The organism is Streptomyces sp. NPDC049970 (assembly GCF_040660235.1).
GTDB lineage: Bacteria > Actinomycetota > Actinomycetes > Streptomycetales > Streptomycetaceae > Streptomyces.
On the sequence record NZ_JBFALP010000006.1, the window covers coordinates 66,870 to 93,340 of the forward strand.

At 72.4% G+C, this 26,471-nt stretch carries 14 protein-coding genes; 9 read left to right on the plus strand and 5 right to left on the minus strand.

Annotated features, from left to right (window positions below):
• Positions 1-4 precede the first annotated feature (4 nt).
• Both AB0I83_RS13675 and AB0I83_RS13680 read right to left on the minus strand, forming a co-directional pair.
• A complete protein-coding gene (locus AB0I83_RS13675) occupies positions 5-9,481 on the minus strand; it encodes an amino acid adenylation domain-containing protein (protein WP_363304691.1) in 9,477 nt (3,158 codons plus the stop codon).
• Positions 9,481-13,503 carry an amino acid adenylation domain-containing protein gene (locus AB0I83_RS13680; RefSeq protein ID WP_363304692.1) on the minus strand — a complete coding sequence of 1,341 codons (4,023 nt, stop codon included), beginning with the start codon at positions 13,501-13,503 and terminating at the stop codon, positions 9,481-9,483. Before AB0I83_RS13680 ends, AB0I83_RS13675 begins: the two co-directional genes overlap by 1 nt.
• 634 nt (positions 13,504-14,137) lie before the next feature.
• Here AB0I83_RS13680 and AB0I83_RS13685 point away from each other — a divergent pair.
• Complete coding sequence (locus AB0I83_RS13685) at positions 14,138-15,598, plus strand: amino acid permease (RefSeq protein ID WP_363304693.1); 1,461 nt, start codon at positions 14,138-14,140, stop codon at positions 15,596-15,598.
• Positions 15,599-15,889: 291 nt separating this feature from the next.
• Here AB0I83_RS13685 and AB0I83_RS13690 read toward each other — a convergent pair whose 3' ends face one another.
• Both AB0I83_RS13690 and AB0I83_RS13695 read right to left on the minus strand, forming a co-directional pair.
• Positions 15,890-16,795 carry an oxygenase MpaB family protein gene (locus AB0I83_RS13690; protein ID WP_363304694.1) on the minus strand — a complete coding sequence of 302 codons (906 nt, stop codon included), beginning with the start codon at positions 16,793-16,795 and terminating at the stop codon, positions 15,890-15,892.
• Positions 16,796-16,923: 128 nt separating this feature from the next.
• Positions 16,924-17,517, minus strand: a complete 594-nt coding sequence (locus AB0I83_RS13695) for a dihydrofolate reductase family protein (RefSeq protein WP_363304695.1) — start codon at positions 17,515-17,517, stop codon at positions 16,924-16,926.
• Between the two features lie 71 nt (positions 17,518-17,588).
• On the opposite strand from AB0I83_RS13695, the gene AB0I83_RS13700 reads away from it, so the two are divergent.
• The 8 genes from AB0I83_RS13700 (at position 17,589) to AB0I83_RS13735 (ending at position 25,375) form a co-directional block, all read left to right on the plus strand.
• Entirely contained in the window at positions 17,589-18,167 is a 579-nt protein-coding gene (locus AB0I83_RS13700; RefSeq protein ID WP_363304696.1) for a TetR family transcriptional regulator, read from the plus strand.
• 242 nt (positions 18,168-18,409) lie between these two features.
• Positions 18,410-18,955, plus strand: coding sequence for a GNAT family N-acetyltransferase (locus AB0I83_RS13705; RefSeq protein WP_363304697.1), 546 nt, complete (start codon positions 18,410-18,412; stop codon positions 18,953-18,955).
• A 317-nt stretch (positions 18,956-19,272) separates the two neighbouring features.
• Complete coding sequence (locus AB0I83_RS13710) at positions 19,273-20,487, plus strand: hypothetical protein (protein ID WP_363304698.1); 1,215 nt, start codon at positions 19,273-19,275, stop codon at positions 20,485-20,487.
• A complete protein-coding gene (locus tag AB0I83_RS13715) occupies positions 20,484-21,983 on the plus strand; it encodes a glycoside hydrolase family 3 N-terminal domain-containing protein (protein WP_363304699.1) in 1,500 nt (499 codons plus the stop codon). Before AB0I83_RS13710 ends, AB0I83_RS13715 begins: the two co-directional genes overlap by 4 nt.
• A 269-nt stretch (positions 21,984-22,252) precedes the next feature.
• The gene (locus tag AB0I83_RS13720; RefSeq protein ID WP_363304700.1) at positions 22,253-22,882 is read left to right on the plus strand and encodes a papain-like cysteine peptidase; all 630 of its coding nucleotides are present in this window, start codon (positions 22,253-22,255) and stop codon (positions 22,880-22,882) included.
• Positions 22,883-22,947: 65 nt separating this feature from the next.
• Complete coding sequence (locus AB0I83_RS13725; RefSeq protein WP_363304701.1) at positions 22,948-23,730, plus strand: PIG-L family deacetylase; 783 nt, start codon at positions 22,948-22,950, stop codon at positions 23,728-23,730.
• Entirely contained in the window at positions 23,724-24,500 is a 777-nt protein-coding gene (locus AB0I83_RS13730; RefSeq protein WP_356530008.1) for an ABC transporter ATP-binding protein, read from the plus strand. The genes AB0I83_RS13725 and AB0I83_RS13730 overlap by 7 nt, the downstream gene beginning before the upstream one ends.
• On the plus strand, positions 24,497-25,375 hold the full coding sequence (locus tag AB0I83_RS13735; protein WP_363304702.1) for an ABC transporter permease: 879 nt from the start codon (positions 24,497-24,499) through the stop codon (positions 25,373-25,375). The genes AB0I83_RS13730 and AB0I83_RS13735 overlap by 4 nt, the downstream gene beginning before the upstream one ends.
• Before the next feature lie 118 nt (positions 25,376-25,493).
• On the opposite strand, the gene bla is transcribed toward AB0I83_RS13735, so the two are convergent.
• Positions 25,494-26,435 (minus strand): class A beta-lactamase, encoded by a 942-nt coding sequence (gene bla / locus AB0I83_RS13740; protein WP_363304703.1) that lies wholly within the window; start codon positions 26,433-26,435, stop codon positions 25,494-25,496.
• Between the last annotated feature and the right edge of the window lie 36 nt (positions 26,436-26,471).

Genomic DNA, 26,471 nt, shown 5'->3' on the forward strand with positions numbered 1-26,471 from the left:
GCGGTCAGCGCGGGGTCCGGAGTGCTGCGCCGGCGTCGGTCCGGTCCCCGTCCCCGGCTTCACCGGGAACGGCCGCGTCGCGCAGGATGACGGCGGCCACGGACTCCACGTGGGGCGGGGCGACGAGCGTGTAGTGGTCCGCGTCGATGCGGTGCGCGCGTACCGGCGGCGGCAGGTGAGCGTCCCACTCCTCGTTCGGTACGGGTTCCGGGGCGAGGGACGGCACGTCCGGGACGGTACGTTCCGCGATCCACAGCGAGCTCGGGGTGCGGCTCAGGCGTGGCAGCCGATGGCCGGCCATCGCCGCCAGGTTGGCACGGCAGCACCGGGCCAGGCGTTCGGCGTACTCTCGTCCGCTCTCGCTCAGCCCACCCGCACGGTTGCCGCCGAGTTCGCGGGCGAAGACGGCGTCCACCTGCTGGTCGTCGTAGGTGGCGACCGCCGCGCCCGCGCCGGGCGGCGGCGGGTCCAGCAGGTAGAGGCCGGCCACCGGTCGGTCGTGCTCCTCCGCATGGGCCGCCATCGACAGGGCCACCCAGGCACCGAAGGACCAGCCGGCCAGGAACAGTCTGCCGTCGGATCCGGCGAGCTCGGCCCGGATCGCGTCCAGGTAGCGTGCGGCGCGGTCGGCGATGAGCTCGCCGGGCCGTTCCGGGGCGGCGCGCAGTGCGGGGTCAGCGATCAGGCACACGGTGAGCCGGTCGCCCAGGGCGGACACGAGCGGGCGGTAGGCCTGGATGTCGCCGCCGACCGGATGGACGAGGCAGAGCACGTCCGATCCGTCGACGCCTCGCTGCCACACCTCGACCTGCACCGAGGGATCCGACGCGGCGGAGCGTGCGTCGTCCGCGACGGTGGCGTCGATGAGGGCGGCGATCTCGGCCACGCTGACACGGTGGCTGAAGCGGGAGAGGTCGAGGTCTGCGCCGAAGCGCTGCTTTATCTGGTCCACGAGTTCGAGCAGCATCAGTGAGTCCGCGCCGAGGTCGTACAGCGACACGTCGGTCCCGACGTCGTCCACACCGAGCAACCATGCGACGGTCTCGCCGAGTTGCGCGAGGCGGTCGTGGCCGGGGGGCAGGTGCGGTGTCGGTGGCGCTCCTTCCGCGGGACCGCGCGTCGTCTCCACGGCGGCGGTCGGGGGACGTTCGTAGAAGCTCGGGGCCTGGGAGAGGTCGGTGGTGTTGACCCAGAGGTGTGGGAGTTGCAGACGCATGGCCTGTTCGAACACGGCCGCACCCTCGTCGGAGGTCAGGCCGGTCAGAAGGTGCCTGCGGTGCTGTTCGTCGTGGCCGAGCGCGCTCCGGGCCATTCCGGCATCGCGCCAGATGTCCCAGCCGATGCCCGTGCGGACGGTGCGGCTCGTGCCGTCGGCCGTCCCGTACTGGGCGAACGCGTCCAGGCATCCGTTGGCAGCGGCGTAGTCGAACTGTCCGACGCCGCCGAACAAGGAGGCCATGGACGAGCAGTAGACGGCGTGGCCCGGCTCGTGCGAGTCGATGAGCCGTTCCATGAGCAGGGCGCCACGGAGTTTGGCGTCCGTCCCCCCGCGGGCGGCTTCCGCGTCGCGGAGCGCGATCAGCCCTCCGGCTGCCGTTCCGGCCGCGTGCACGATGCCGGCCAGGCCGCTGTCCAGGTGCGGTGCCAGGCGGGCCGCGATATCGGCCGTCTCCTCCTCGGCGAGGTCCGCCCGCACCAACGTGATCCGGTCGCGCCATGGTGCCAGGGCCGGCGGGAGCAGGGCGCGGCGGGACAGCAGGACCACTCGGCTCTCCGGACGCCGGAGGATCCGGGCGGCGATGACGGCGCCGATACCACCGGTGCCGCCGAGGACCAGGTACGTACCCGTCCCCCACCCCCACGCTTCACGCCTGCGGTCCGATTCGGTCCCGAGCACGGCGTCCGGGGCTGTCACGGGGTGGATGGCGCGGTGCCACCAGAAGGAGTCGCGCAAGGCGACGGCGGACGTCTCCGGCGGGGCGTCGAGCAGGAGGTCGGGCAGGAACGCCGACCATGCGGTGGGATCGGGGCCGGGCAGGTCCAACCACCGGATTTCCGTGCCCAGTTCCTGGTTCGGTACCCGCGTCGCGGCCGCCAGCAGACCGGCCTCCGGCCTCCGGACCGGACCCGTGACCGGCTGGGCGCCGCAGGACAGCAGCCACACGCGGGGCCGGTCCCGTTCCCGGCCGTGGGTCCGTACGACCTCCGCGACAGCCCGGGACAGGGCGGCGACGGTGTCGAGGCATGCCCGACGGGCCGTGTCGAGGGACCGCTCGCCGACGTCTCCGTCGATGGCGAGGGGCAGCGCGTGCAGCCAGTCGACGGCGGTGCCCGCCGGGCCCGGTGCGCTCGCCTCGGCCAGTACCGCCGCCAGGTGCCCGGTGTCGGCGGGGTCCGCCTCGTAGCGGTCGTCGTCGATCCGGATGAGGTCCTTGCCGGGCACCAGCCGCACCACTCGCGCGTAGCGCAGCTCAAGTTCCCTCCACGCCGCCGGGTCGGTCCGCTCGCCGGCGACGACGACGGCGGTCCGCGCCACGGCCGACCCGTCGGTCCGGGCCCTGCGGAGCCGCGTCCACTGCGGCTGGTGCATCCACCGGTCGGCGGGGAGCCGCTGCGGGTCCGGGGTCAGGCCGGACACGGGCGCAGGTGTCCCGGGCCGCGGTGCAGGAGAGGTGTACGCCGGTGTCCGCGGCGTCGGGCTCCCGCGCGGGAAGTCGTAGTCCGCCAGGTCGAAGGCGGGCGGCGGGAAGTCCCAGGGCGCGGGTCCCGGTCCGGGCGTCCAGTCGACGGTGTGGCCGGCGGCCCACGCCGTGGCCAGCTCCTGCGCGTCGCTGCCCACGGCCGGGACGCCGGTCGGCGGCACCGGCACGGCCTGCGGTACGACAGCACGCAGCCAGGCGACGGCCGTCTCGGCGTCCTCGCACGCGGCGGCGGCCCGGTACGTCCGTACGGGCCGGCCGGTCTGGAGGTGGCGCAGCACCTGGGTGAACTCGCCCGGGTGGGCGCCGAGGTAGGCGGCGATCCGGTGGGCGTCGGCACGCAGTGCGGCGGGCGAGTTGGCGGACAGTACGAGGCAGGGCATTGGCGAGCGGACAGGTTCGTCGCGCGGCTGAGGGGGCGTCTCCGTACCGGCCGGACTCTCCACCAGCAGGTGGGCGTTGGTCCCGCCTATGCCGAAGCTGCTCACGCCCGCGACGCGCGGTGTCGCGTGGGGCCAGGGCTGTGCCGTCACCGGTATCCGGAACGGACCCGCGTCGATGGCCGGGTTGAGGCGGTCGAAGTCGGCGGTGGGCGGAATGGTGCCGTGGTGTACGGCCAGCACCGCCCGTACCAGCCCCACCACACCGGCGGCCGCGCCCGTATGTCCGATCTGGCTCTTGACGGAGGACAGGGCGAGTCCCGCGTCGTCGGCCAGTCCGTATCCGGCACGCAGGGCGGCGGCTTCGACCGGATCGCCCAGTCGCGTACCGGTTCCGTGGGCCTCCACGTAGCCGACTTCGGCGGCGGCACGGCCGCTGCGGCGCAGGGCGGTGCTCACCGCGGCTCGCTGTCCGGCCAGCGAGGGCGCGCTGTAACTCATCTTGTCCGCACCGTCGTTGTTCACGGCGGATCCCGTGATCACGGCGTAGACGGTGTCGCCGTCGCGGCGGGCCGCGGCGAGCGGCTTGAGTACGACGACGCCGACACCGCTGGCGCCGACGGTACCGGCGGCGTCCGCGCTGAACGGACGGCAGTGGCCGTCCGGGGAGTAGATGTGGTTCGGCCGGTGGGTGTACCCGTCCGTCAGGTCGCGGTCCACGAGGACACCGCCGACGAGCATCACGTCGGCGTCGTCCTGCCGCAGCAGGCCGGCGGCGAGGTGGACGCCGACGAGGGAGCTGGAGCAGGCGGACTGGACTGTGAGCGCCGGTCCCCGCAGGCCGAGGTGGTAGGCGGCCCGGGTGGACAGGAAGTCCTTCTCGTGGTGCAGGGCGAGCCGGAAGGAGTCGGGCAGTGCGGCGGGGTCGGCCTCCCGCAGCAGGTTCTGGAAGTAGGTGTTCTCGCCGCACGCGGCGAGAAGGCCGACGCGCCCGTCGCCGGCGTCGGCGATGCCGGCGTGTGCGAGCGCCTGCGCGCAGGCCATCAGCAGGTGCCGCTGCTGCGGGTCCATGAGCCGGGCCTCGTGCGGGCTGATGCCGAAGTGGCCGGGGTCGAAGGCGAGGAGCCCGTCCATCTGGCTGCGGGCGCCCACCAGTCCGTCCGCAGTCGGGAAGTCCTCGATCCCCCGCCCGCCGGAGGTGACGAGGTCCCAGAAGGCGGCGAGGTCGACGGCGCCGGGAAGACGGACGGCCATGCCGATGACGGCGACGGGTTCGTCGGCGGGGGCAGGGCGTGTGCGACCGCTGTCCGGGGCGGCCCGGGCCGCCGTGCGGCTGTCCGGGCCGGGCGCTGCGGGTGGCACGGCGGGCGCAGGGGTGCCAGGAGGGACGTCGGCGTCGACCGCCTGTGTGCCGCGCTCCTCGATGAGGCGTGCCAGGGAGTGGATCGTGACGTACTCGAAGAGTTCCGGCACGCCGAAATGCAGATCGCCCTCGCCGGCGCAGCGCAGTTGAAAGCGCATCAGGTCCAGGCTGGTGGCTCCCGCTTCGAAGAAGCGCTGCCGCACACCGGGGCGCCGGCCGGTGACTGCCAGGAACAGGTCGGTGAGCCTGCGTTCCAGCGCGGAGCGTGCCGGGCCGGCATCGTCGCGGGGGCGCAGTTCGTGCCCGGCGGCGGACAGGGCGCCCTGGCGGTCCACCTTTCCGCTCGGTGTGCGGGGCAGTCGGGTCAGGCGACGGAAGCGGCTGATGCGGGCGTGGGGTGGGAGCAGTGCGCCCAGGTGGCGGTCGAGCTCGGTGATGTCGGGGTCCTGGTCGGCCTGGAGGCAGGCCACCAGGGAGCCGTCCGTCTCCGTGACGACCGCGTTGGTCACTCCGGGGTACTGGAGCAGCGCGGCTTCGACCGCGCCGAGTTCCAGCCGGTGTCCGCTGATCTTGACCTGGGCGTCGATCCGGCCGGCGTAGTGCAGCAGGCCCTCGCGGTCGAAACGGCCGAGGTCGCCGCTGCGGTAGAAGGTGCCGGCCTCGGGGTCGTCGACGAAGCGGGTGCGGTTCAGTCCGGTGTCGCCCAGGTAGCAGCGCCCGGCCATGGGGCCGCCGAGCCACAGGTGGCCGGTTGCTCCCGGAGGAACGGCTTGGCCGTCCTTGTCCACCACTCGGAGCAGGGCGCCCGAGACGGGCCGTCCGATGGCTGGACGCAGTGGCCAGAGGGCCGGGTCGCCCTCCAGGCACAGGCCGCTGACCACGTGTGTCTCGGTGGGGCCGTAGTGGTTGAAGAGGCGCGCCCCGGGCAGTCCGGCGAACCAGCTGCGGATTGCGTCGGTGCAGACCAACTGCTCGCCCGCGGTGATGACATCGCGTAGCCGGGAGGGGTGGCGGCCGGTCCGTACGCCGTGTTCCGCGAGGAGTTGCAGGGCGACGTAGGGGAGGAAGAGGCGCTCCACGCCCGTGCTCTCCAACTGGTCCAGGAGAGTGGGCATGTCCTGCCGCCAGGCGGGGTCGACCAGGCGCAGGAGTCCGCCGGAGCACAGGGTGGTGAAGATCTCCTGGAAGGAGACGTCGAAAGACAGCATGGAGAACTGCTGGGTGACGGCGGGGGCGGCCAGTCCGCCGTGGTCGCGCTGCCAGGACAGCAGGTTGCACAGGGTCCGGTCGGGCACCTGGACGCCCTTGGGTGTTCCGGTGGAGCCGGAGGTGAAGAGCGTGTACAGGGGGCGCAGCGCCCGGTGTCCCGGGGCGGGCTCCGCGGCCGGGGGGTCTGCCGGGCATACGAGCGGGTGGCGCGGCAGGCTTGCGGGCGCGATGGTGTCGAGCGCGTCGGCGCGCTCCGGTGCCACCAGGACGCACACGGGGGCGGCCTGGGCGATGACTTGGCGCAGCAGGGACGGCGGGTACGACGGGTCGAGCGGCACGGCGGTGAGGTTGAGCCGGGCCGCGGCCAGGAGGGACACGACGTGCTCGACCGAGGGTTCCAGGTACAGGGCTACGGCGGCCGGAGCGGCCGGATCCTCGGGCAGGTAGGGGCGTAGGCGCTCCGCCAGCACGGCTGCGTGTGCGTCGAGTTCAGCGTAGCTGAGGGTGGTGCGATCCGTCGCGACCGCCGGGGCGTCAGGGGTGCGCCGCACCTGGAGTTCGAAACCCTCGGCCACGGTGGTGAACCCCAGGGCGGGTTCGGGGCCACGGCCGTACTCGGGGAGCGTACGGCGGTACGGAGCCACCAGGTCGCGCAGGCGGACGTCGGCGCCGTCGGCCATCCGGTCGACGGCCTGTGCGAGGAGGAGGGCTGCTGCCCTCACCTCCTCCTCGTCCACGTCCTCCCGGTACTCCCACAGGCAGTCGAGTCCGGAGGCGTGCTCGACGATCGAAAGCGTGATGCGGCACTTGGCTCCGAGCGGGCGCGGCCAGAGCGGGCCGACGGTGCAGCCGGGCAGACGCAGGGCCGAGAAGTCGGTGTTCTCCTGGACGAACAGGTAGTCGAAGAGGTCGCCCCGGGCGTCGGCCGGCCGGTCCGCCACCACGTCGGCGAGGAGGACCTCCTGTCCTCGCAGGACCTCCTCGGACATCGCCGCGTGCCGGCTGAGCAGGACGTGCAGTGTGGCCTCCGGCTCCATGTCCAGGGGCAGCAGCACGGTGTTCGCGAGCATGCCGACCGTGTCCGCGAACTCGGGGCGGGGACGGTTCGCGACCGGTGCGGCCACCAGCGGCCTGGTCTGGCCGGTCACGCCGTACAGGCTCCAGACGTACGCGGACAGCAGCAGCTGGAAGCGGGTCTGGCCGTGCTCGGCGGCGAGCCGGTCGAGTGCGCCGCGCCGTGCCGTGTCGAGGGTGGTACGCAGCAGGCGGGCCGAGGGCCGGACGGGTGCGGGGGGCGCCGTTGCGGCGGGCGCGGCCTCGGCGCCCTGTTCGTAGTGCGCACGCAGGCGGTTGCGCTGTTCGTCGTAGGCCGGGGTCGCACGCCAGGCCCGCTGCCAGTGGGCGAACTGCGCGACGGTCGTGGCCGTGCCGTGCGCGGGAGGGGGTTCGGCACCCTCGTCGCCGTCGTACGCCGTGTCGTAGGCCTCGGTGAGGTCGCGCAGGAGGATGCCGAGCGAACAGCCGTCCACAGCGATGTGGTGCAGGTGCAGCAGCAGGGTTCCCCCGTCGGCGGCACCTCGGGCCGGGCCGTCGGGCACGGACGGCAGCCAGGTGGCGCGGCACATGTGCGGGGAGCGCAGGTCGAAGCGGTGGGCGAAGAAGCGGGCGGCCGGGGCCTGCCAAGGTTCGTCGGCACCGGCCTCGCAGGGCTGCCACGGATCGTAGGGGGCCTCCACCTCCTGCAGCAGTCCCCGTGCGGTCGGGAGAAGGCGGGTGCGCAGCGAGGTGTGGCGCTCCACCAGGGTCCGCACGGCCCGCCGGAGCGCGGGGAGGCGCACGTTCCCGCGTACACCGAAGGCGAGCGGGACGTCGTAGGCCGCGTCCTCGGGGTCCCGTTCGTGCAGGACCCACAGGCGCTCCTGCTCGCTGGAGGCGGGCGCGGTGGGTCCAGGGGCGGCGACAGGGACGGGCGGACGGACGTCACCGGCGGCGTCGGGGGCGTGCACGGCGTCCGCGAGGGCGGCGAAGTCGGCCTTCAGGACGAGGTCCTGGGGGACGTCCACGCCGAACCGGCGCTGGATGTCGAACCGTAGGCGCAGCGCCTTGAGCGAGTCCCCGCCGCTGGGTATCCAGCGGTCGGCCGGGTGCAGTTCCGCGACCCCGAGCACCTCCGCGGCGAGGTCGAGGATCTCCCGCTGGGCGGCGGTGGCCGCCTGGTCGCCGCGGTGTTCGCCACGCCAGGGTGGCTGGGCCTGTGCGGTCTCGAGCAGGGCGGCCTCGTCCGCCTTGCCGTTGGCGTTCAGGGGGATCCGCTCGACCGGGTGCGTGCGGTGGGGGCGCATGTACGCCGGGAGGGTGTCGGCGAGATGCTGCTCGTAGGCCCCGTAGGAGAGGTCGCCCTCCAGGACCAGGAACGCGATCAGTTCGTGCTGGTCGGCGTCCTCGCGCCGGGTGCACACGTGGGCCTGGCGCACGGCGGGATGGGCCAGCAGGTGCCGTTCCACCTCCCCCGGCTCGATGCGGAAGCCGCGCACCTTGACCTGGCGGTCGGCGCGGCCGAGATAGGTGACACGGCCCTCGTCGTCCGCCCGTACGAGGTCGCCGGTGCGGTACCAGCGCTCCTCGCCGCCCTCCGCTCGTGGCAGGAGCACGAAGCGCCGCTCGGTCTCCTCGGGAAGGTTGCGGTATCCGAGGGCCAGCGCCTCTCCGGCGAGCAGGAGTTCGGCTGCCTCGCCGGGTTCCGCGATGCGCCGGTCAGGGGTGCGCAGGAGGATTCCGGTACCGGGCAGGGCGGTGCCGATGGGGACGGTGTCGGCGGTGGACTCCCGGGCGATGGGGTGGCACAGCGCGAACGTGGTGGCCTCGGTCGGTCCGTAGGCGTTGAACAGGACCGTGGAGCTGTCCGTGTTGGTCTCGTACCATCGTCGCACGACGTGGGCGTTGAGCTGCTCGCCCCCGATCAGCACCCGGTCCGCGGCGGCGAAGCAGTCGGGAACCGCCGCCACGACGGCGTTGAACAGGGACACGGTGATGAACAGCGTGTCGATGCGCAGGTCCCGGAGGGCGGCGGCGAACAGCGTGGGGCTCTGCACCACTTCGTCGTGGAGGACGACACAGACGCCGCCGGTCAGCAGCGGGGTCCAGACCTCGAAGCTCAGTGCGTCGAAGGCGGGGTTGGACAGGCAGCCGTAGCGGCCGCCCTGACCCTCCATCACGTACTTTGCTCCGGCCAGCCGGAGCACGCCCGCGTCGGTGACCTCGACGCCCTTGGGCAGGCCTGTGGTCCCCGAGGTGTAGAAGACGAAGGCGGCCTCGGAGGCGGTGCCCCGGCTCGGTCCGTCGGGCGTGCGTACGCCCGCGGGCGCGTCGTCGCCTCCTGTCAGCCGGTCCACGTCGAGTGCGGGCAGGGAGGCCGGCAGGTCGACTCCGTCCGCCGCCGCGTGCACGACCGCCACCGCGGCTGAGTCGTCGAGTATGTGCCGGCGGCGCCGGTCGGGGCTGAGACGGTCCAGCGGTACGACGGTCGCCCCGGCACGGCGGATGCCGAGCATGACGCAGACGAGCTGCCACGACCGGGGAAGGCATACGGCGACCGCCTGACCAGGACGTACGCCGGCGGCACGCAGGGCGGACGCCACCCGGCCGCTGAGGCGGTCGAGTCCGGCGTAGTCGATGACGACGGTTCCGTCCTCGACGGCGGGGGCGCCGGGGGTGCGCCGGGCCTGGGCGAGCACGGCCTCGGCCAGGGCGGAGGGCGGCGGAAGCGGGTGGACGGCCGGGGGGTGGGAATCCGCGGGGGCGCCGGTCGGCGGGAGGGTGTGGTCGTGCATCACGCCTCCCGGGCCGGAAGGGCGTTGCCGGTGGCCGACGGGGCTGCGTGGTGGGCGAGTTCGGCGGCGATGATGTCCGCCACCTGTGGCACCTCGGCGCTCTCCAGTATCTCCCAGTGGTCGCAGTCCATGGTCTCGACCCGTAGGCCGGCGCAGCGGCGCCGCCAGAAGTCGCGCACCTCCGCGTGGAAGGGGGTGTCCTCGCGCCCGGGCACCGCCTGCGCGAGGACGACGCGTGCACCGGAGGTGGCCGGGACGTGGTCCCGGGCGGTCATCCGGTTGTGGTTGTAGATGCGGAAGTACCGCTCCACCTGGGCGTCCTCGATACCGGGGTACATGCCGTTGAACCGCACCAGCTTGTCGCGGAACTCGGCCATGTCCACGGGTGCGATGGCGGCGCGTGCGGCCGGTTCGTCGGTGGCCTGGGTGTCGAGCAGGACGACGCTGACGTCGGTGCGGCCGCTCAGGGCGAGCCTGCGCCCCATCTCGTGGGCGACGAGTCCGCCGTAGGACAGGCCGGTCAGCACGAGCGGCCCCGGACCCAGGGGCTCCAGGAGCCGCAGGTACGTCTCGGCCATCGCCTCGACGGTCGGAAGGTGGTTCTCGCCGGCGTTCAGTCCTGGGGACTGGATGCCGTGCAGGGCGACGGAGTCGGGCAGCAGTCCGGTCAGCGGCAGGTAGCAGAAGGCGGTGCCCCCGGCGGGGTGTACGCAGATCACGCGCGCTCCGGTGCCACCCCGGAACTCGATGACGTTGCCGGTGGCGCCGGGTGCCCCTCCCTCGCGCAGCACCGCGCCGAGGGCCTCGATGGTCGGCCGGAGAATGATCTCGGCGACCGGTACGGGCCGGCCGAACGTCTCGGCGACGCGGTGCGCCATCTTGATCGCGGACAGGGAGGTGCCGCCCATCTCGAAGAAGTCGTCGCTGATGCCGATGTCCGGGGCGAGCAGGATCTCCCCCCATATCCGGTGGAGGCCGTGCTCTATGTGGTCGCGCGGGCTGGCCGCGTTGACCCCGCGGGACGCCTGGGAGTGGGCGAGCCGGAGCAGCGCCTCCCGGTCGGGTTTCCCGCTGCGGTTGAGCGGGAGGGCCGGCAGGTCCACGAAGGCGGCCGGGACCATGTAGTCGGGCAGCAGGCGGCCGATCGCGGTGCGCCAGTCGTGGGTGGTGCGCTGTGCCGCCTCGCCCCGCCCGACACAGGCGACGAGCCGGGGCTGTCCGTCGGCGTCCGGGTCGACCAGGACGACTGCCTCGCGGACGCCGGAGAGCGTGCCCAGCGCGGCCTCGATCTCGGCGGGTTCGATCCGGAACCCGCGCAGTTTCACCTGGTCGTCGGCGCGGCCCGCGTAATGGGCCTGGCCGTCGGGGAGGCGGCGGGCGAGGTCTCCGGTGCGGTAGACGCGTTCGCCGGGGAGGAACGGGTCCGGCAGGAAGCGTTGTTCGGTGAGGTCCGGGCGGTTGAGGTAGCCCCGGGCGAGGCAGTCACCGCCGAGGTAGACCTCGCCGACCACGCCGGGCGGCACCGGTCGCAGGTCCGGGTCGAGCACGTACAGCCGGGTGTTGCCGATCGGACGCCCCACCGGGCACTGCCGCTCCAGCGGCCCGGGCTCGTAGTAGGCGGTGCTGTAGAGCGTCGCCTCGGTGGGTCCGTAGCCGAAACAGATCCGCAGACCGGGCTGATGCCGCATCAGGCGGTGCAGGGCGGCCTCGGTGAGCGACTCGACGCCGGTGAGCAGGGTACGCAGCCGGAGTCCCGCCAGCCGTCGGTCGGGGTCCTCGTCGATCCACTTCACGTACGCGGGCGGCAGGAAGGCCTGGGTGATGCCGTGTTCGCGCATCCACGTCATGAGGGCGGCCGGATCGCCGCGCAACTCCTCGGGGACGATGTGCAGCGTTCCGCCGGTGATCAGCGGGAGCAGCAGTTCGTGGACCGAGGCGTCGAACCCGATGCTGGACCAGGCGGAGCCGGGCTCGCCGGGCCCGGAGCCCATGCGGGACTGCCAGTTGGCGAACAGGTTGAGCACGCTGCGGTGCTCCACGGCGACGCCCTTGGGCCGGCCGGTGGAGCCGGAGGTGAAGATCACGTAGGCGAGTTGGTCCGGGGCGTGGCCGATGCCGCCCGGCGCCCGCTCGTCGGTTCCCTCGGCCTCGACGGCCGCCAGGTCCAGCCACTGGCCGGGGCGTCCGTCCCCGGCGCGGTCGCTCAGCACCAGCGGGCAGGCCGCGTCCTCGGTCATGGCGGTGAGCCGGTCGTACGGCTGCCCGGGGTCGAGGGGGAGGTAGGCGGCACCGGCCTTGAGGATGCCGAGGATGCCGACGGCCAGCGCGGCCGTGCGGTTGACGTGCAGGCCCACCACGTCGCCGGGGCGCACGGAGCGGGCGGTGAGAGCGTGGGCGAGGCGGCCGGCCCGGCGGTCGAGGGTCGCGTAGTCCAGGGTGCCGTCGGGGCCGACGACGGCCGTGTGGTGCGGCCGGTCCCGCACCTGGGTCTCGAACAGCTCCACGAGCCCGGTGGCCGCCAGGACGGAGGACGGCGTCACCGATCCCGCGGGTGCGCGGGGCGCGGGCTCCAGAACGCCTCCGGTGGCATCCCAGTCACGCAGCAGACGCAGCCGTTCCAAGTCGTCCATCAACTCCAGGGCCCCGATGGTCCGCTCGGGTGCGCGTGCCATGTCCCGCAGGAGGTGTTCGAGGTGTCCGGCCCAACGTCGCACCGTGTCCGGGTCGTACAGCGAGGTGGCGTGGTCCAGGTGGCCCAGGACGCGGTCCCCGGCGTCGACCGCCACCAGCGACAGTTCGAAGCGGGCGGGAGCGTGGCCGATCGGCAAGGGGCGCACCCGCACTCCGGGCAGGTCGAGGAGGTCGTGCCGGTCCGGCTGCCAGGCGAACATCGTCTGGAAGAGGGGGGTGTGGGCGGCACTGCGAGGCGGGTTGACCAGCTCCACCATCCGCTCGAAGGGCAGGTCCTGGTTTCTGAGCGCTTCGCGTACGACGGCGCGGGTGCGCGTCAGCGCCTCGGTCACGGTGGGTGAGCCGGACAGGTCGACCCGCAGGGGAAGCGAGTTGACGAGAAACCCGATCAGGTCTGCGGCGGCGGGCCCCCGGCGGTTGGCGACCGGGCTCCCGACAACGATGTCGGTGCGTCCGGAGAGCCGCGAGAGCAGGATCGCCCAGCCGGTCAGGACGGCCACGAAGAGCGTGGCACCGTGCCGGCGCGCCATGGCGCGCAGCGCGGCGGTGGTCTCGGCGTCCACCGCGAACTCGGTCCGGCCGCCGTCGTACGCCTGCTCGGCGGGGCGTGTGCGGTCGGCGGGGAGCTCCAGCACGGTGGGGGCGCCGGCGAGGACACCTTGCCAGTAGGCCTCCTGGTCGGACAGACCGCCGCCGGTGACGGCCTCCTGCTGGACCTGCGCGTGGTCGGCGTACTGCATGGTGAGCGGGGGCAGCGGGTCGGCTTCACCGGTGGTCCGGGCCGCGTAGAGCTGTCCCAGTTCGCGCATCATGACGCTCATCGAGTGTCCGTCGTAGACGGTGTGATGGAACGTCAGTAGCAGGACCTGGGCCTCGGGACCCAGAGTGACCAGGCGGCCGCGCCCCAGCGGGCCGGCGGCGAGGTCGAAGGGGGTCCGGGCCTCCTCGGACCGGAGCGCGTCGAGGCGCGCGTCGGGATCGGCGGTGCCCGTCAGATCGGCCAGGTCCAAGCGGAATCCCGCACCGGGCGGGTCGATGTGCTGCCACACCTCTCCGTCGCACTCCACGAGGCGCGTCCGCAGCACCTCGTGACGCTCCGTAAGCACGTCGAGGCAGCGCGCGAGGGCTTCGTGGTCGAGCGGCCCGTCGAGCCGGAAGGCCAGCGGCTCGTTGTACGCGGCGTTCCCGCTGGGGAGTTGAGCCAGGAACCAGAGGCGCTTCTGGGCGAACGAGGCCGGCCTGACCACCACCGCGGATCCGGGATCTTCGCGCCCGCCCGGTTCCGGAGCCGCAGGCGGGAGGGAACTGACATGGCGTGAGGCGTGTGGCACCGGGGGCTGCCTTCCCGACTGTGTTCGTACGTGACGGTGGGACCGCGCAACTCCGCTCCCCGCTGCGGGGTGTGAGCTCGGGCCGCGAAGCCGCTGATGCACAGGATCGACCCGTGCCGACCGAGTGGCCGGTACCGCCCCACCCGCACCGGCCTCACGACCGGACAGAAACGATCAGGGCGACCGTCCCGCGATGATTGATCATGCCGATCCGGCCTGTCAACAGTCGGCTGACGGGTCGAGGAGATCGAGATAGCGCCATTTGGAATGGATGTCGCGCATCGACACATCCGCACCGAACGAACGGAGACGGCGCTTTCGCCCGAACAGGGCCGTCCGCGTCGACCACGGGCGCCGGGCGAGTTCGCACCTGCGATCGGGCTGGACGTATACCGAGCGCCAAGGGTGCGACGAGACGCAGCGGCGAGTACGGCGCCACTCCTCCTCCGGCGACGAGAGCGTCATTGTTTACCGTGCCGAAACCTCTGAAATACCTCAGATTTGTTTTCCTCGGGTGCGGTGCACTGCCAGAATCGCAGGGTTCCTGATCATGCTCCTTCGAGCCATCGCCGGGCCTCCCCACCGGCCCGGCAGGGACCGCCCCTCCTTCCCCTCACAAAGGCGAACCCCATCCATGAGTGACGGCAGCATCACAGCAGCCGATCAGCTCGCCGCCGGCACACCCGCGGCGAGTTCCCCCCACGTGGACGCCGGCGACGCCGGTTACAGCAAGGACCTCAAGTCCCGCCACATCAACATGATCGCCATCGGTGGCGCCATCGGCACCGGGCTCTTCCTGGGTGCGGGCGGACGTCTCGCCGACGCCGGCCCCTCGCTCGCCATCGCGTACGCCCTGTGCGGTGTCTTCGCGTTCCTGGTCGTACGCGCGCTCGGCGAGCTGATCCTCTACCGCCCGTCGTCCGGCGCCTTCGTCTCCTACGCCCGTGAGTTCATGGGTGAGAAGGGCGCCTTCGCGGCAGGCTGGCTGTACTTCCTCAACTGGTCGACGACCGCGATCGCGGACATCACCGCGGCGGCTACGTACGCCCACTTCTGGGGCATGTTCAGCGACATCCCGCAGTGGATCCTCGCGCTGGCGGCCCTCGCCGTGGTGCTCACGGCCAACCTCATCTCGGTGAGGTACTTCGGCGAGATGGAGTTCTGGTTCGCGATCATCAAGGTGGCGGCTCTGATCGCCTTCATGCTGATCGGGATCTTCCTCGTCGTCACCCGGCATCCGGTGGACGGTCACACCCCGGGGCTGTCGACCGTCTCGGACACCGGCATCTTCCCCGTCGGCACCCTTCCGATGCTGCTCGTGATCCAGGGCGTCGTCTTCGCCTACGCCTCCGTCGAGCTGTGCGGAGTCGCCGCCGGCGAGACGGAGAACCCGGAGAAGATCATGCCCCGTGCGATCAACTCCATCATGTGGCGGGTCGGGCTCTTCTACGTCGGTTCGGTGGTGCTGCTCGCACTACTGCTCCCCTACACCGCGTACTCCGCGGGCCAGAGCCCGTTCGTCACGGTCATGGACAAGCTCGGCGTCCCGGGTGCGGCCGGTGTGATGAACCTGGTCGTACTGACAGCCGCCCTGTCCAGTCTGAACTCCGGCCTGTACTCCACCGGCCGCATCCTGCGTTCGATGGCGCTGTCCGGTTCGGCACCCCGCTTCACCGGACTCATGAACAAGGGACAGGTTCCCTACGGCGGCATTCTGCTGACCGCGGGCTTCGGGGTGCTGGGGGTCGGGCTGAACTACGTGGTCCCCGGCCAGGCATTCGAGATCGTGCTCAACTTCGCGTCGATCGGGATCCTCGGGACCTGGGGCATGATCATGCTCTGCTCCCTGGTGTTCTGGCACCGCTCGCAGGACGGCAGGGTCACGCGGCCCGCCTATCGCCTGCCCTGGGCTCCGTACACCCAGATCGTCACGCTGCTGTTCCTCGTCGGCGTGACCTTCCTGATGTGGTGGGGCGGCGGCGTCGGCCGGACGACCGTGATGCTGCTCCCGCTCATCGCCGCGGCACTGGTCGGCGGCTGGTTCCTCGTCCGCGGCCGGGTGAACGAGATGGCGCGGGCGGGCCGGGACACCTGACTCCTCCCGCACCGGTCAGGAGATGACCGGCCGGGTCGCCCGGAGAGGGTGTGGCCCCACCCGGTCCGGGCGAGGCCTCATCTGGAGGTGGAGGCCGCACCCGCGCACACCGGCCGTGCGGACCGCGCTCCCCCGCGCCGAGCGGCTCCGGCCCCCGTAGATCGCTCTCGCGCCCGGCCCGGGTGAAGGCCGCCTCTCGCCTCGGGGGCACCCGGGCCACAGCTTCCTCGTCAGCACACAGTGGTCCGGGCCTGCTCGGCGGCGGACGGCCTGCCGAACAGGGCCGCGCCCCTACCCCGGCGCAGGGCTTCCACCCGACCTCCCCCCGGTGGGCTCGGGCTCCGCCATCGCCCATCCGATCAGACGCGTGACCGCTCTGCCCGCCGGCTTCAGGGCCCAGCGCTCAGCGGCCGCCCAGCGCGGAAGGCCCAGCTCCGAGGCCGCCCAACGCGGCAACAGGATGACCGCGTTCGACGCCAGCGCACCGTAGAGCGGAAGCGCGGCAGCAGGGACCGGGGGTCGCAGAAGCAGGTAGCGAGTGGTCTCCCTCGCCTCCGGCGTGCACCTCAGTTCTGTGCGGTACTCCCCCAGGCGGGCGCTCAACGCTGCCACCGATCGGGGCGGCGAGGGCACGCCCAGGGCTTCGGCGATTCGCGCCGTACCGGCGACGTAGCCGTCGCACTCGGCGTCCGTCAGGGGATGCGCCCCGAACTCCTGGTGGGCCCGGAGAAAACTGTGCACCTCGGCGATGTGCACCCATTCCAGCAGGTGGGGATCCGAGGCGCGGTAGTGGTCGCCGTCGTCGGTGACGCCCTCGATCCGGGCGTGAACCGCGTTCAGACGCTCGCAGGCGGACCGCGCGCTCTCGGCTGTGCCGTAGGTCGTCGTGGCGAGGAACGTGCTCGTGCGCTGGAGTCGCCCCCAGGGATCACCGCGGAACCCGGAGTGGGCGGCGACCGCTGCCATCGCCAGGGGGTGAAGAGACTGAAGGAGCAGCGCGGACAGTCCGCCGACGAACATCGCGCTGTCCCCGTGCACACGTCGTACGGGGCTGCCGTCGGGGAACCAGCGCGGCCCGGGGGTGCCGTGGATCGCCTGCCGGTTCCGTGGGCCTTCCGGACCCGCGACGCGTGCGAACAGCAGTTCGCCGGCTCGGCGGCGCAGCGTCTCGAGCGCACTCGTCATCACGACGGCCATAAGGGCTCCTCGCAGCTCCGGCTTCCGAAGGGTCCGCGCGTCCAGTCTGCCCGCTTGCCGGCGAAACGCATGCGCTCGTGCACCGGCCCCCGACCCTCCACGCCCTCGGCGCCCGAAAAGCTCCGCCGCTACGCGCGGGTGAGGCGCGTGAGGGTGACGCCGTTGGGGAAGGAGGTGCGCTCGGCGACGTCGAATGCGGTGGGATCGAAGACCCCGTCGATGACCGGGACACCCGATCCGGCGACCACCGGGTAACTCTTGAGCACCAGCTCGTCGATCTCGGGCAGGAGGGCGCCCGCCAGGACGCCGCCGCCGCAGAGCCAGATGTCCGGCCCGACGCCCTCCTCCCTCTTGAGCCCGCGGACAAGGGCGAGGGGGTCACCCGGGACGACGGTGACAGCCGGGTCGACGTCCGGCTCGAGCGTGCTGGAGACCACGTACTGGCGCAGGTGCGCGTAAGGGCTGGTGATCCCGTGGTCGTAGGCGGGCCGGTAGGCGCCGAGGCCCATGACGACCGTGTCGAATCGCCGATTCGGTACGTCGGCGAGGCCGGCGGCGGCACGGAACGCGGTCGGGACGGTCTCGGGGTACAGCGTGTTCACCACGGAGGAGTAGAGGGCGGCCTGGCGCTCGTCACCTTGGGGGAAGAAGTCGAACTCGCCGCCTGGACCGGCGATACGGCCGTCGAGGGTGACAGCCACGAAGTACACGAGCTTTCGCAATTCAAACAACTCCATCTGTAGTACTATGAGCGAAGTGATGCGACCGTAGTACTACGTTTGGAGTGGTGTCAATGGTGAGACGGAACGATCAACGGCGCGCGGCACTCGTCGACGCCGCGATCGAAGTGCTGGCGGCGGAGGGCGCCCGTGGCCTGACCTTCCGGGCCGTGGACGCCGAGGCCGCCGTACCCGTCGGCACGGCGTCCAACTACTTCGCCAACCGCGACGACCTGTTCACCCAGGCCGGCGCCCGCGTGTACGAGCGGCTCCAGCCGGACGAGGCCACGATCGCCCGCCAGCGGTCCACCGGCCACGACCGCGAGGCATACGCGGTACTGATGCGTGAGCTCGTCAGCCGCATCACCTCTTTCCGCACCGGCTACCTCGCGCTGCTCGAACTGCGCCTGGAGGCCACCCGCCGCCCCGAGCTGCGCGAGGTCCTAACCCAGCGGGTCCGCGCCGACATCGACGCCAACGTCGCCTACCACGAGGCGTCGGGCCTCCCCGGGGACGGCACGGCCGTCAAGTTGCTGATCCTCACCCTGAACTGGCTGATCGTCGAGCAACTCACCCTCCCGGAGGTCTTCACGGAGGCGGAGCGCGAAGAGCTGGTGACGGCGGCGGTCGAGCGGATCGTCGGGAGGGGCTGAGGGCCGTCCCGCAGCCCCTGCGGGCCCGTGATTCCTACGAGCACGTAGTCCCTGCGAGCACACGACGACAGCCACGGTATCTCGGACCACGGTGGCATCCGGCGCGGTCGGACACCGGCATCCGCATCCGCATCCGGCGAGAACGGAATGCGAACACCGGCGGAGGATCACGAGGGTGACCGGCGCGGGCCCCTCGCCCCGACTATCCTGGCTTGTCCTGAACAGGCCAGGAGGGCCCCACCATGCACAGCGCCCCGTCACCCCTGCCCGAGCGGATCAGCCTCTCCGGCGAGGGCCTCGTCCTGCGTGACTGGGCGGAGGACGACCTGGCCGCGATGCCGGAGCTGTTCGACCATCCCGACATCGCCTACTGGACGCCCATCGTCTCTCCGTTCGACGAAGCCGCCGCCCGTGCGCGGTTGGACCGTGCGCGGCAGCTCCGGAAGGACGGCACGACCATCCTGCTGGCCATCACCGCCGACGGCTCCGCATCACCGCTCGGCGAGGTGATGCTCCGGCGCGCCCCCGAAGGCACGGAGCTCGGCTACGCGGTGGGTCCGGCGCACCGAGGCCGGGGGCTGGCGGCGCGGGCGGTACGAGTGATGGCCGCTTACGCCTTCGGGCAGTTGGGCGAGGAGCGGGTCGTCCTGGAGCTGGAGGCAGAGAACGCCGCAAGCGTCGCCGTGGCGACCAAGGCGGGCTTCGGCCTGCTCGACGTACCGCTGATCGAGGGTGAGGAGAAGGGGCGGCCGTACGCCCTGCAGACGTGGGGCCTGAACCGCCCCTGACCCGGGCTCCGTCACTCCTCACCCCGATGGCCCGTCCTCGGTGACGCGAGCGCTTCCCCCGCCTGTCGTGGCGGAGGCGAGCGCCCTCCCCCGCCTGTCGCGGCGGAGGCGAATCAGCCCTCCGAGGTTGCACGGGCAGGCGCATTTGGCCGGATCGCCTACGTTTTCCGGCCGACCAAGCGGTCTAGACCAATCTTGGTGCGGACCTTTATCGTCCTACTCGTGAAAGGGCCGCCCCGACGGTCTCCCGGATCGGGCCCGACGATCCTCACGCCGCCTCACCTCGCTTCGCCATGCCTGCTGATGGGACACCGCTTGTGATCGACATCGTGGTGGTACTCAGGGCCGAGGACGCCGTTCTCGACTTCCTCTCCGTACTCACCCCGCCCCCGGCCGCCTCCGCACCGGACGACGAGGTGCACGTCCTGATCGCCGATTCCGGCGTCCACCTCGTCCTGCCACCCCTCACCGCTCCCGCCGAGCGGCTCGGCCTGCTCGCCGCCCAGGTGCGGGAGCCCGACGAGAGCGCGGCCTCCCCTGGCCCCGGCGTGCTCCGTGCGTCCGTGGCGCAGGCGGCGAAGGGGCGCCGGGCTCGGCTGTGGACGCACTCGCCGGCCGACAACAGACGCAGCCGGGGCCGTCTCGGCTTCGACGTCGCCGAGGCCCTGGACACGCCGGAAACCGCCGGGGGCACCGAGGTCCTGCACGCCGTCGGCTACTCGCCGTACCTCCAGTTCGTCAGCGAGATCGACCGCCCCCTGGACCGAGAACTCGTCGCCGCCAAGCTGGACTTCGTCAATCGCCACGCACGGCACCTGCTCGACGCCGACTCGCCGCAGCACATGATCTACACTGGCCGCGTACCGTCCGCGGAGCGGTACTTCACGGCCCGGCAGGACGAACGCCTACGGCTGTTCGCCCTGCTGGCCAGCCTGGACGACGAGGCGGCGTCCGTACCCGACCCGTGGGAGTTCGCGACCTCCCCCTACGAGGCCGAACGACTGGACGCGACCACCACCTGGGTCGCCCGCTTCCGCGATCCCGCCGACGGGCCGCTGATCGAGGTCGGGGCGTGCGAGGGCGCGCTCACGGCACGACTCGCCGGCAAGGGCTACCGCGTGGACGCCACCGAGCCCAACCAGATCTTCCGCGACCGGCTGACGGCCGGCCCCGGAGCAGCCGAGCCCGTCCGGGTGCACCCGGACAGCCTCGAACTCCTCGCCGGGACGCGCCGTCTGGCCGGCGCCGCCTACCTGCTGATCGAGATGCTCTACTACGGGCAGGACCTGGAGCTGCTGACCGCGCTCCCCACCGACCTGCTGTTCGTCGCCCTCGAACCCGAGGTTCTCGACACCGCGCTGCGCCCGTGGCTGGCCACGGCCCCCGCCTGGGAGATCGTCGACGAGACCGTCCTGGTACGCCCCGCCCTGGAGACCGTGTGCGGCGGCCGGGCCCACCTGCGCAAGCGCGGCAGCACCGGAGTCCTCCTGCGACGCCGGCCCACCACCGAGCGAGGGGCGGACTTCTCGTGAACGCTGTCGCCCCTCTGGTCAACGCATGCCTGATGGCCTCCTACGAGGGCCGGGTGCCACCCACCTGGATACGCCGAGCCGTGGAGGACGGTCTCGCGGGAGTCGGCGTGTTCGGCAACAACCTCGCCGCGCCCGGCCCGTCGGACCCGCCGCACGGATCCCTCCGCGACGACATCGCGACCCCCCTGCGCGCCCTCCGCCCCGACGTCCTGATCGCCCTCGACGAAGAGGGCGGGGACGTGACCCGCCTCGACTACCTGCGGGGCAGCCGCTATCCCGGCAACCACGCGCTCGGTGCCGTCGACGACGCCGGCCTCACCCGGGAGGTCGCCCGTGCCATCGGCGCGGACCTGGCCGACGCGGGCGTCAACCTGTGTCTCGGGCCCTGCGCCGACGTCAACTCCCAGCCTGACAACCCCATCATCGGCGTCCGGTCCTTCGGGTCGGACCCCGCACACGTCGCCCGGCACACCGAGGCGTTCGTCCGGGGGCTGCAGGACAACCGCGTCGCCGCCACGCTCAAACACTTCCCGGGTCACGGAGACACCGGCACCGACTCGCACACCGCGCTTCCCGACATCGACCGTGATCCGGCCGCGCTGCGCGCCCTGGACCTGCCTCCCTTCGTCACGGGCATCGCGGCCGGCGCCAAGGCCGTGATGACGGGGCACATCCGGCTGACCCACCTCGGCGAAGCCCCGGCCACCCTGAGCCCGCGCATCGTGACCGGCCTGCTGCGCGACGAGCTCGGATACGACGGTGTGGTCGTCAGCGACGCGCTGGAGATGGCCCCGGTCCTGGACCGTTGGGGTTTCGGCGGCGCCGCCGTCCTCGCATGGGCGGCGGGGGTGGACCTCGTGCTGCTGGGAGCCAGCGGGGTGGAACACGCACTCCCCGAGGTGTACGAGGCGGTCGAGGAAGCCCTGCGGAAGGGGGAGCTGACGGTCGAACGGCTGGAGGAGGCCGCCGCCCGGGTCGCAGCGCTGCGTGCGTGGACCGTCCCCGCCGCCGCCCCGGGCCCACGCGACCTCGGCATCGGACTCACCGCCGCCCGCCGTGCCCTGGTGAGCGTAGGGGCGGAGCCCTTCGGCGCCTCGGCCGCCGTCCACACCGTGCGGCTCCTGAGTGAGGCGAACATGGCCGTGGGCGTGGCCCCCTGGGGTCTGGACGGTGCACTGGCCGGCCTCCGCCGGCTCGCCTCGGCCACCGACGTGGATCCCGGCACCGACCCGGCAGGCATCCCGCTGCCCCCTGACGGCCCGCTCGCCGTGGTGACCCGGGACGCGGCGCGCGACCCCTGGCAGCGCGCCGCCATCCAGGCGCTGCGGAATCGGCGGCCCGACCTCGTGACCGTCGAGATGGGTCTGGAACCGGCTCCGGGAAGGCTCGGCTCCCCCCTCCTGCTCACCCGCGGCGCCGGGCTGGCCAACGCCGTCGCCGCCGCGGAGTTCCTCACCGGCCTCACCTGGACAGGGCCGTTGTACGACAACGGGTGAAGCGGACCACCACCAGGGCGCGGGGCCTCCGCGGCCTCCCCCACCCGCTCGGACTCGGCAGGCCACCGGAGCCCGACCGCCGTCGACCCCGGCTATCACCCCGGGCGTGGCCCTGTCACGCCTCCGTCCCACGAACGTGCGGACACACCCGGGGCGGAGCCGGGCCGCCCTCCACACGCGCCCGGGGCGTCGCCGGGTGCCGCGTCGCCCGGCCACTCCCCGGTGCCTGGGGCATCGGCTTCCCTCCGACAGAGCCACTGGAGCATCACGTGTACGACCTCTGTGTCGGACTCGGCTACCACTGCGAGTCGACCCATCAGATCCGCCGGATCACCGGCGACAGCAGGGCCCACTTCTTCGACTGGCTCGACCTCGAACTCGCTTCCGTGGTCGAAGCCGTCGAGACCGACTTCCGCCATGTCCTGCGGCCAGGGCTGACCGACCCCTTCGACGGCGGCTCGTGCGCCATCGACCGGGGTTCGGACATCCGCTTCTTCCACGAGTTCAGGGCAGAGGCCCCCCACGGACGGCTGACGCAGACCGACATAGATGCCCAGCACCCTTCGGTGGCAGCGAAGTTCGCGCATCTCGCGGGACGCTGGCGCACGATGACCGCCTCCGGCGCCCGTGTCCTGTACGTCCATCACGACGCGTTCGACGAGGCGGACCCGGGCGATATGCGGCATCTGGCCGCCACCCTCGCCGCCCAGCATCCGGGGCACCGCTTCGACCTGCTGTGGCTGCGCCGTACCCCGCCTGCGGCCGGCTTCCTGCCGGACGGCGTCACCTGGGACACCGTGCCCCTGGTCCCGGACCGCTGGCAGGGGGACGACCGCGCCTGGGACCGCACCCTCGCCACCCGTCTCGGCCGGCCCGGCACCCCCCGCCCAACGGGGTGACACAGCTCCGGCCGCATCAGCCCTCACGCCGCTCACGCCTCACGCCCGCGAAGGATCGATAGACCATGCCCTTGCCCGAATCCTCACCCACCCTCGTCCTGTCGCCGCACTTCGACGACGCCGCCCTCTCGCTCGCAGGGCTCCTGCCCACCCTCGCGGGCCCCGTCGACGTGGTTACCGTCCACGGCGGGGCTCCCTCGCCGAACGCCCAGGTCTCCTGGTGGGACACCCAGTGCGGCTTCTCCTCCGCCGAGGAGGCGTACCTGGCGCGCCGGGCCGAGGACGCCGGGTCCTGCGCGCTGCTGGGCGTCGGCCAGGTGGTTCTCGACCACCCGGACGGTCCGTACGCCGCCGGGCAGACGACGCTCCACCACCTCGAGGCCCTGCTGCGTGCGATACCGGTCGACACCAGGGTTCTGGTGCCGCTCGGGAGCAACCAGCCGGACCACGAAGCCGTCCGCCGCTTCGCCATGAACGTCCTCGCCGACCGGGGCGCGCCCCTTCCCTGGGTGTACGCCGACCTGCCCTACACCGGCCACCTCCCCGAATGGGGCGAGCCGGAGGCGAGCGACGCGCTGGCCCGCAGCCCCCGGTGCGGTCTCGCGTACCAGGAACTGCTGGCCTCCTACCGCACCACCGTCCGACATGCGGTGACCCTCGACGACCGCCGGTGGGCCGCGAAGCGCGCGGCCGTGCTCTGCCACGGATCCCAACTGGCTCCGCTCGCCGCCGACCACGGCGGGTTCCTCGCCCGCACCGGCCCCCTGCGTGCCGAACTGATCTGGTCCCTGGAAGCACGCGAGACTGCGGACGCCACGACGGCCCCGGCGAAGGCATCGGCATGCTGACCCCCGAAGGCCCAGAGGTCCGTCCGGTCGTCCTGGCCGTCCGGGACCTGGTCAAGGAGTACCGCAGAGGCCGCGCGGTCGACCACGTCGATCTCACCCTGCACGAGGGAGAACGCCTCGGCCTCCTCGGCCCGAACGGAGCGGGCAAGACCACGACGCTCCTCATGTGTCTGGGCGCAGTCGAGCCCGACGGGGGCAGCGTCGAGATCCTCGGCCACCGCCTGCCCAGGCACCGCGCCGAGGCGATGCAGGGCCTGGGATTCGTGGCAGGCTACCTGCCCCTCCCCGACCGGGTCAGGGTGAGCGAGTACCTGCGCCTGTACGCCGACCTGTACGGGCTGCGCCACCCGCGGGCGGCTGTCGACGCCGCTCTCGCACGCTTCGGCATCGAGCACCTGGCCGGGGCCATCGGCACCGAACTCTCCAGCGGGCAGCGGACGCTGGTCGGGATAGCGAAGGCCGCCCTGCACCGTCCCCGGCTGATGGTCCTCGACGAGCCCACCGCCTCTCTCGACCCGGACATCGCCCTGCGGGTGCGTACCGCCCTGCTCGACCTCAGTACCGAACACGGCACAGCCCTCCTGGTCACCAGCCACGACATGGTCGAGGTGGAACGACTGTGCGAACGCGTCGTCTTCCTCCACAGCGGGCGCGTAGCCGCGGACGGCACACCCGTCGAGGTCGCCGAACGCTTCGGGCGGCAGAACCTCGAAGGCGTCTTCCTGCACCTCGCCGAGGAGCGCGACCGCGAAAGGGCGGCGTCATCATGAACACCGCGTCCACCACACCGCCGCCCGCCCCGCTCGGGCCACCGCCTCTGCGCACCCCCGTCCAGGCGTCCCTCCACCGGATACTCGCCGTCGCCCGCCGGCACTGGCTCGTCCTCAAGCGCAGCCCGCACCGCTTCTTCGACGTCCTCGTATGGCCCCTGGTGGACACCCTGCTCTACGGTTCGATCGGTCTCTTCGCGGCCCAGGCGGCCGAGGCGGCGGGCGGCACCCCGGACGCCACCGCCACCGTCACCGTCTACCTGCTGAGCGGCACCGTCCTGTGGCACCTCGTCCACCAGACACAGATCTCCCTGGCCACCGGCTTCCTCGAGGAGACCTGGTCCCGCAACATCCTCGGACTTCTCGCCACTCCCATGCGGGACTGGGAGTACCTGGCGGGCGTCGGACTGTTCGCCCTGGTACGCACCGCCGCCAGCACCCTCGCCGTCGCGGTCCTCGCTTTCGCGGCGTACGCCTTCGACGTCACCACGCTCGGACTCGGACTCGTGCCCGTGGCCGCCCTGCTCCTGGCCTGCGGTTGGTCGGTGGCACTGCTGGTCGTGGGGCTCGTCCTGCGCTACGGGAGCGGGGCGGAGGCTCTCGTCTGGGGTGCGCTCTCCGTCGTGATGCCGCTCTCCGGCGTCTTCTACCCGGTCTCCACCCTGCCCGCGGTGCTGCGGCCGATCGCCGAGGTGCTGCCCACGACCCATGTGTTCGCGGTCGGCCGGGAACTGGCCGCCGGCGAGGGCATTCCTTGGAAGGAGCTCGCGATCGCCACCGGCGGCACGGTGGTACTCATCGTCCTCAGCCTCTTCGCGCTCTCCCGCATGCTGCGCACCTTCCGCCGCAGGGGGCTGGTCACCCGCTACTCCTGAGCGGGCCGGCCGCCCCCGGGTGCGCCCGGCCCCTTCGCTCCCCTGCGGGCCCCGGCACGATCGGGCGTCGGTGTGCGGGCCGCGTGCTACCGCCCGTGTACCGGCAGCCGCCGCTCCTTCACCGCCCCTGGGAGGCGAGCGCGGCGAACGCGACGCCGGCCGCTCGCGCGATGAGCGCGTCCTGCGACTTCGCTCCGCGCTCATGACGGCGGGAGAGCACGGCCATGGTGATCGGCGGGGAGTCCGGCGGCCAGATGACGGCGATGTCGTTGCGGGTGCCGTAGCCACCCGTACCTGACTTGTCGCCCACCGTCCAGCCGTCGGGGGTGCCCGCACGGATGAGTGTGTCGCCGGTCGTGTTGCGCTTGAGCCAGTCGGTCAGCACGGCTCGTTTCTCCGGGTCGAGCACGTCACCGAGTACGTAGGCACGAAGGTCGGCGGCGAGGGCGCGAGGTGTGCTGGTGTCGCGCGGATCGCCGGGCGCCGCTTCACTGAGATCGGTCTCGTAGCGGTCGCAACGGGTGGTGCGGTCGCCGAGAGCGACGAGCGCCTTCTGGAGGCCACCGGGACCACCGAGTTCGCGGAAGAGGAGATTGGCCGCGGTGTTGTCGCTGAAGCGGATGGCGGCGTCGCACAGCGCGCGCAGGCTGAGACCCGTGTGCACGTGCTCTCCGCTGACCGGGGAATTGGGGAGGAGATCGCCGGGGGCGTACCGTACGCGCCGGTCGAGCCGCCGGAGCGGGTGGGCGGCCAGCAACGCACCCGCGAGCAGCGCCTTGCAGGTCGAGGCGTAGGCGAAACGCTCGTCGGAGCGGTGGGTGACGGACAGACCGCTTCCGGTGTCGACCGCGTACACGCCGAGCCGGGCGTCGAACTCCTCCTCCAGGCGACGGAACTGACGCACGGTGTGCTGCTCGGCCGCTTCGGACGGTGAGGGCGCGGTCCCGGAGGGGAAGGGCGGTGCGGCAGCCGGTGCGGCCGGGTCGCACGCCGTCAGCGGGATGGCGACGAGGCCGGCCAGCGTGGAGAGCGCGGCACGGCGAGGCAGTGGGGAGGGCACGAGAGCGGCGACTTCCTGGGTCCGGGGGCCGGGTGC

What these genes read in the sequence shown, in the direction of transcription:
- AB0I83_RS13675 (WP_363304691.1), bottom strand. Translation starts at nt 9,481, where the DNA reads ATGCACGACCACACCCTCCCGCCGACCGGCGCCCCCGCGGATTCCCAC.
- AB0I83_RS13685 (WP_363304693.1), top strand. Translation starts at nt 14,138, where the DNA reads ATGAGTGACGGCAGCATCACAGCAGCCGATCAGCTCGCCGCCGGCACA.
- AB0I83_RS13690 (WP_363304694.1), bottom strand. Translation starts at nt 16,795, where the DNA reads ATGGCCGTCGTGATGACGAGTGCGCTCGAGACGCTGCGCCGCCGAGCC.
- AB0I83_RS13700 (WP_363304696.1), top strand. Translation starts at nt 17,589, where the DNA reads ATGGTGAGACGGAACGATCAACGGCGCGCGGCACTCGTCGACGCCGCG.
- AB0I83_RS13705 (WP_363304697.1), top strand. Translation starts at nt 18,410, where the DNA reads ATGCACAGCGCCCCGTCACCCCTGCCCGAGCGGATCAGCCTCTCCGGC.
- AB0I83_RS13725 (WP_363304701.1), top strand. Translation starts at nt 22,948, where the DNA reads ATGCCCTTGCCCGAATCCTCACCCACCCTCGTCCTGTCGCCGCACTTC.
- AB0I83_RS13730 (WP_356530008.1), top strand. Translation starts at nt 23,724, where the DNA reads ATGCTGACCCCCGAAGGCCCAGAGGTCCGTCCGGTCGTCCTGGCCGTC.
- AB0I83_RS13735 (WP_363304702.1), top strand. Translation starts at nt 24,497, where the DNA reads ATGAACACCGCGTCCACCACACCGCCGCCCGCCCCGCTCGGGCCACCG.